Source organism: Salinibacterium amurskyense, from assembly GCF_002797685.1.
In the GTDB taxonomy this organism is placed as follows: Bacteria; Actinomycetota; Actinomycetes; order Actinomycetales; family Microbacteriaceae; genus Rhodoglobus; species Rhodoglobus amurskyensis.
The window spans coordinates 1-5,907 of sequence record NZ_PGFH01000004.1; the positions used below are offsets into that span (position 1 = coordinate 1).

Here is a 5,907-nt window from a genome sequence, read left to right on the forward strand (position 1 = left end):
TCACAATTTAAGTCCGGCGGTGTCCTACTCTCCCACAAGGTCCCCCTTGCAGTACCATCGGCGCAGAGAGTCTTAGCTTCCGGGTTCGGAATGTAACCGGGCGTTTCCCTCTCGCTATGGCCGCCGAAACACTATTGATTTATGTATCAGTCTGGGCCAGAAACATGCTCTGACACTGCCCCGAGGGACATGTGCCTAGCTGTGTTAGCTGGGCGCAGTTCCCGACCGTAAATCGGGAACCACAAAGTGGACGCGAGAATTCTTCTCAGTCACCATTCGACAACCTAAGGGTTGCCCAGTGAGGTGGGGTGTTATCAATTTATCGACATATTAGTACTGGTCAGCTCCACAGGTCGTTAGTCCCTGCTTCCACATCCAGCCTATCAACGCAGTAGTCTAGCTGCGAGTCTCTCGGCCTAAGCCATGGAAATCTCATCTTGAAGCTGGCTTCCCGCTTAGATGCTTTCAGCGGTTATCCATTCCGAACGTAGCTAATCAGCGGTGCTCCTGGCGGAACAACTGACACACCAGAGGTTCGTCCATCCCGGTCCTCTCGTACTAGGGATAGATCTTCTCAAATTTCCTGCGCGCGCAGAGGATAGGGACCGAACTGTCTCACGACGTTCTAAACCCAGCTCGCGTACCGCTTTAATGGGCGAACAGCCCAACCCTTGGGACCTACTCCAGCCCCAGGATGCGACGAGCCGACATCGAGGTGCCAAACCATGCCGTCGATATGGACTCTTGGGCAAGATCAGCCTGTTATCCCCGAGGTACCTTTTATCCGTTGAGCGACAGCGCTTCCACAAGCCACTGCCGGATCACTAGTCCCGACTTTCGTCCCTGCTCGACTTGTCAGTCTCACAGTCAAGCTCCCTTGTGCACTTACACTCGACACCTGATTACCAACCAGGTTGAGGGAACCTTTGGGCGCCTCCGTTACTTTTTGGGAGGCAACCGCCCCAGTTAAACTACCCACCATGCACTGTCCCTGAACCGGATTACGGTCCGAAGTTAGATATCCAATATGACCAGAGTGGTATTTCAACAATGACTCCACCTGAACTAGCGTCCAAGCTTCACAGTCTCCCACCTATCCTACACAGGCCACACCGAACACCAATACAAAGCTATAGTAAAGGTCACGGGGTCTTTCCGTCCTTCTGCGCGTAACGAGCATCTTTACTCGTAGTGCAATTTCGCCGAGTTCGCGGTTGAGACAGCTGGGAAGTCGTTACGCCATTCGTGCAGGTCGGAACTTACCCGACAAGGAATTTCGCTACCTTAGGATGGTTATAGTTACCACCGCCGTTTACTGGGGCTTAAATTCACAGCTTCGCCTTACGGCTAACCGTTCCTCTTAACCTTCCAGCACCGGGCAGGCGTCAGTCCGTATACATCGTCTTGCGACTTAGCACGGACCTGTGTTTTTAGTAAACAGTCGCTTCCCACTGGTCTCTGCGGCCCTGCAGCGCTCCCGGAGCAAGTCCGTTCACGCCTTAGGCCCCCCTTATCCCGAAGTTACGGGGGCATTTTGCCGAGTTCCTTAACCACGATTCTCTCGATCTCCTTAGTATTCTCTACCTGATCACCTGAGTCGGTTTGGGGTACGGGTAACTTGAACCTCGCGTCGATGCTTTTCTTGGCAGCATAGGATCACTGATTTCGTCCGTGAGGACTACCCATCGAGTCTCAGCCGTAATGAGAGACGGATTTGCCTATCTCTCGGCCTACATTCTTAGACCGGGACAACCATCGCCCGGCTCAGCTACCTTCCTGCGTCACACCTGTTAATACGCTAACCGCACCAGCATAGGGTCGTACGCTAGGCCCCACGCTTCACCCCGAAGGGATCCATCTAGGGGATTCAGATACTTAGCATTACTGGATTAGTTTGGGCGGTTCTTCGTCAGTACGGGAATATCAACCCGTTGTCCATCGACTACGCCTGTCGGCCTCGCCTTAGGTCCCGACTTACCCAGGGCGGATTAGCCTGGCCCTGGAACCCTTGATCATTCGGAGGACGGGTTTCTCGCCCGTCTTTCGCTACTCATGCCTGCATTCTCACTCGTGTAGGCTCCACGGCTGGTTTACACCGCCGCTTCACTGCCCACACGACGCTCTCCTACCACTCCGTACGGCTGAACCACGAAGGCTTACCTAAAATACGAAATCTACAACTTCGGTGGTGTGCTTGAGCCCCGTTACATTGTCGGCGCGGAATCACTTGACCAGTGAGCTATTACGCACTCTTTCAAGGGTGGCTGCTTCTAAGCCAACCTCCTGGTTGTCTATGCAACTCCACATCCTTTCCCACTTAGCACACGCTTGGGGACCTTAGTTGGTAGTCTGGGTTGTTTCCCTCTCGACGATGAAGCTTATCCCCCACCGTCTCACTGCTGCGCTCTCACTTACCGGCATTCGGAGTTTGGCTAACGTCAGTAACCTTTTGGGGCCCATCAGCTATCCAGTAGCTCTACCTCCGGCAAGAAACACGCAACGCTGCACCTAAATGCATTTCGGAGAGAACCAGCTATCACGAAGTTTGATTGGCCTTTCACCCCTATCCACAGCTCATCCCCTCAGTTTTCAACCTAAGTGGGTTCGGTCCTCCACGCGCTCTTACACGCGCTTCAACCTGGCCATGGATAGATCACTTCGCTTCGGGTCTAGAACCAGCGACTATTTCGCCCTATTAAGACTCGCTTTCGCTACGGCTGCCCCACACGGGTTAACCTCGCCACTGATCACTAACTCGCAGGCTCATTCTTCAAAAGGCACGCTGTCACAGCTACTAAGGCTGCTCCAACGGTTTGTAAGCAAACGGTTTCAGGTACTATTTCACTCCCCTCCCGGGGTACTTTTCACCTTTCCCTCACGGTACTTGTCCGCTATCGGTCATCTGGAAGTATTTAGGCTTATCAGGTGGTCCTGACAGATTCACACGGGATTTCTCGGGCCCCGTGCTACTTGGGATACTCTTCGGACCATTGATACATTTCGACTACCGGGCTGGCACCGTCTATGGCTGGGCTTTCAATCCCATTCGTCTATATATCGTTGTAATCCTTGCTGTACGGCAGTAACAGCTGAAAAGTCCCACTACCCCGACCATGCAACGCCTGCCGGCTATCACACATGATCGGTTTGGCCTCTTCCGGTTTCGCTCGCCACTACTAACGGAATCACGGTTGTTTTCTCTTCCTGTGGGTACTGAGATGTTTCACTTCCCCACGTTCCCTCTACCCGCCCTATATATTCAGGCGGGAGTCACTGAGTCGTCTTGCAACGCCCAGCGGGGTTTCCCCATTCGGAAATCCTCGGATCAAAGCTCTATTATCAGCTCCCCGAGGCTTATCGCAGATTTATACGTCCTTCTTCGGCTCCAGATGCCAAGGCATCCACCGTTTGCTCTTAGAAAATTGATATCACATGAGTATAAGAATCGATCGCAACACCTTTCGATGTTGAGATTGACCAATGAGTGACCCAACACCGAAGTGTTGGATGTCATCGTTTTGTTCTTGTGACTCGACCTTTCGGTCGAATCTAAGATGCTCGCGTCCACTGTGTAGTTCTCAAAATACGGGCGGTATCCTCCACCATCCCCAACCAAAGTCAGAAACAGCACCAGGATCCGTTAGACCCAAACACTCTTACGAGTGTCCCGGCCCTAAGGTACGAACACGAATCCAAAAGATCCGTAGCCCGGTCCCTCAGGACCCAACAACGTGCAAAGACCAGCACCCCTGAAACCCCTCGTTCCAACCAGCAAGCTGGCGTACTAAAGAAACAACAGTTCCTCTGATCACAATGTCAATGTTCCACCCATGAGCGCCGTCTACCCCGAACAGGGCAGTACGACTTATGCAACATAAATTCGGTCATCTTTAGCTCTGTGTATACCGCAGAGACGACAACCGAGTTGCACATGCTCCTTAGAAAGGAGGTGATCCAGCCGCACCTTCCGGTACGGCTACCTTGTTACGACTTAGTCCTAATCACCAATCCCACCTTCGACAGCTCCCTCCTTGCGGTTGGGCCACTGGCTTCGGGTGTTACCGACTTTCATGACTTGACGGGCGGTGTGTACAAGGCCCGGGAACGTATTCACCGCAGCGTTGCTGATCTGCGATTACTAGCGACTCCGACTTCATGAGGTCGAGTTGCAGACCTCAATCCGAACTGAGACCGACTTTTTGGGATTCGCTCCACCTCGCGGTATTGCAGCCCTTTGTATCGGCCATTGTAGCATGCGTGAAGCCCAAGACATAAGGGGCATGATGATTTGACGTCATCCCCACCTTCCTCCGAGTTGACCCCGGCAGTCTCCTTTGAGTTCCCACCATTACGTGCTGGCAACAAAGAACGAGGGTTGCGCTCGTTGCGGGACTTAACCCAACATCTCACGACACGAGCTGACGACAACCATGCACCACCTGTTTACGAGTGTCCAAAGAGTGAACTATTTCTAGCCCGTTCTCGTATATGTCAAGTCTTGGTAAGGTTCTTCGCGTTGCATCGAATTAATCCGCATGCTCCGCCGCTTGTGCGGGCCCCCGTCAATTCCTTTGAGTTTTAGCCTTGCGGCCGTACTCCCCAGGCGGGGAACTTAATGCGTTAGCTGCGACACAGAAACCGTGGAATGGCCCCTACATCTAGTTCCCAACGTTTACGGCATGGACTACCAGGGTATCTAATCCTGTTCGCTCCCCATGCTTTCGCTCCTCAGCGTCAGTTACGGCCCAGAGATCTGCCTTCGCCATCGGTGTTCCTCCTGATATCTGCGCATTCCACCGCTACACCAGGAATTCCAATCTCCCCTACCGCACTCTAGTCTGCCCGTACCCACTGCAGGCTGGGGGTTGAGCCCCCAGTTTTCACAGCAGACGCGACAAACCGCCTACGAGCTCTTTACGCCCAATAATTCCGGATAACGCTTGCACCCTACGTATTACCGCGGCTGCTGGCACGTAGTTAGCCGGTGCTTTTTCTGCAGGTACCGTCACTTTCGCTTCTTCCCTACTAAAAGAGGTTTACAACCCGAAGGCCGTCGTCCCTCACGCGGCGTTGCTGCATCAGGCTTGCGCCCATTGTGCAATATTCCCCACTGCTGCCTCCCGTAGGAGTCTGGACCGTGTCTCAGTTCCAGTGTGGCCGGTCACCCTCTCAGGCCGGCTACCCGTCGTAGGCTTGGTGAGCCATTACCTCACCAACTACCTGATAGGCCGCGAGTCCATCCTTGACCGAAATTCTTTCCAGCTCCTCACCATGCGGCGGAAGCTCGTATCCGGTATTAGACGTCGTTTCCAACGCTTATTCCAGAGTCAAGGGCAGGTTACTCACGTGTTACTCACCCGTTCGCCACTAATCCACCAGAGCAAGCTCCGGCTTCATCGTTCGACTTGCATGTGTTAAGCACGCCGCCAGCGTTCATCCTGAGCCAGGATCAAACTCTCCATAAATGTTTGATTGAACGGCTACAAGTAACCGAACACATCTTGCGCAAGGACTAACCGGAATAGGTCAGAACCTTGCAAGTTTGAAACTGACAGAACAAATCAATACTGACTTGCTTTGTTTGTTTATATCTTTTTCCAAAGGAATCCGCTGCACTAACAATCACGACCCGATTGGGACGATCTTGATAAGCACAGTCGGGTTTTTGGCATTTGACATTGTGCACGCTGTTGAGTTCTCAAGGATCGGACGCTCCTGACCTCCACCGAAAACGGCTTCACCCCAGGGCTTACAAAACCTGTGTTGGCAACCTTCACATAACTGCGAAAGGCAACCTGTCTAACTTACCAGCTTCAGCCTGCTTGTCAAACCAGCAATCCCGGACCGAAACAGCCCGAAACAACCAACCGACACACGCATGAAGCGGATACTCATCCTAAGATCTGA

General features: G+C 52.9%; 3 rRNA genes. All 3 read right to left on the bottom strand.

Annotated elements, in window-relative coordinates:
- Positions 1–11 precede the first annotated feature (11 nt).
- The 3 genes from rrf to CLV85_RS13305 all read right to left on the bottom strand — a co-directional run bounded on the left by rrf (position 12) and on the right by CLV85_RS13305 (position 5,465).
- Positions 12–128: ribosomal RNA gene (gene rrf, locus CLV85_RS13295) — 5S ribosomal RNA — on the bottom strand.
- 182 nt (positions 129–310) lie between these two features.
- Positions 311–3,428, bottom strand: a 23S ribosomal RNA gene (locus tag CLV85_RS13300).
- A gap of 514 nt (positions 3,429–3,942) precedes the next feature.
- A 16S ribosomal RNA gene (locus tag CLV85_RS13305) occupies positions 3,943–5,465 on the bottom strand.
- Together the 16S, 23S and 5S rRNA genes form the textbook arrangement of a ribosomal RNA operon.
- Positions 5,466–5,907: the final 442 nt, after the last annotated feature.